General features: G+C 73.4%; 2 protein-coding genes. Both read left to right on the top strand.

Features of this window, described 5'->3' with window-relative positions; translation table 11 throughout:
* Positions 1–378, top strand: a 378-nt coding sequence (locus C1I98_RS39135) for an RraA family protein (RefSeq protein WP_146607942.1), incomplete at its 5' end; no start/stop codon positions are given.
* Positions 375–1121, top strand: a 747-nt coding sequence (locus C1I98_RS39130) for a sugar kinase (protein WP_111172209.1), incomplete at its 3' end; no start/stop codon positions are given. The genes C1I98_RS39135 and C1I98_RS39130, both read left to right, overlap by 4 nt.

Genomic DNA, 1121 nt, shown 5'->3' with positions numbered 1-1121 from the left:
GGCGGGCTGATGACGGCGGGAGCCGTGGCCAGGGGGATCGCGGGGGCCGTGCTGGACGCGGGCGTACGCGACGTGACCGAGATCCAGCGCGACTACCCCCAGTTCCCCGTCTACTCCCGGTGGAGCGTGCCCGCCACCACGGTCGGCCGCTACCGCACCGTGTCGCTGAACGAGCCCGTCGTGCTGGGCGGCGTGTCGGTCCACCCGGGCGACCTCATCGTGGCCGACCGGGACGGCGTGGTACGGGTGCCCGCCCGCCTGATCACCGCCGTGCTCGACGCGGCCACCGAGATCGAACGGCGCGAGCGCGAGCAGACCCGCCTCATCCTCGACACCGGCTCGCTGCGCGACGGCCTGGCGAAGTACAACCGCATATGACCGGCGAAACGGGCGGGGTGCTGGCGCTCGGGGAACCGCTCGTCGAGTTCAACGCGGCCACGGAGGGAACGCTGGAACAGGCGGAGTCCTTCGCGGTCGGGTACGGCGGCGACACCTCCAACATGGTGATCGCCGCACGGCGCACCGGGGCGCGAGCGGGGTATGTGACGCGGGTCGGCGACGACGCGTTCGGCAGGAGGCTGCTGGACCTCTGGCGGGCCGAGGGGGTGGACACCGGCCATGTGGTGGTCGAGCCGGACGGCCGTACCGGGATCTACTTCGTGGCCAGGCACGGTGGCGGCGCGCACGCCTTCACCTACTACCGGGCCGGTTCCCCCGCCAGCCGGTTGTCACCCGCGGACGTGCCTGAGGAGGCCGTGGCCGGCGCGGGAGTGCTGCACGTCAGCGGCATCACCCAGGCCATCTCGGCGAGCGCGTGCGACGCGGCGTTCCACGCCATGACGGTGGCCAGGGCGCACGGCACGCTGGTGTCCTACGACCCCAACCACCGTCCGGCGCTGTGGCCCGAGGAACGGGCGCGGGCCATCGTGACCCGCAGCGTCGAACTCGCCGACATCGCGCTGCCCAACCTGGAGGAGGGCCGGCTGCTGACCGGGGAGCACGATCCGGAGGCGGTGCTCGGGGCGTTCGCGGCCCGGTGCCGCGGCGTGGTCGTGCTCAAGATGGGCGCCGACGGCGCACTCGTCGGCGCGGACGGCCGTACGACCCATGTGCCCGCCCAC

The organism is Spongiactinospora gelatinilytica, assembly GCF_003236385.1.
Classification (GTDB): Bacteria; Actinomycetota; Actinomycetes; order Streptosporangiales; family Streptosporangiaceae; genus Spongiactinospora; species Spongiactinospora gelatinilytica.
This window is presented reverse-complemented; position numbering and strand designations above follow the sequence as displayed.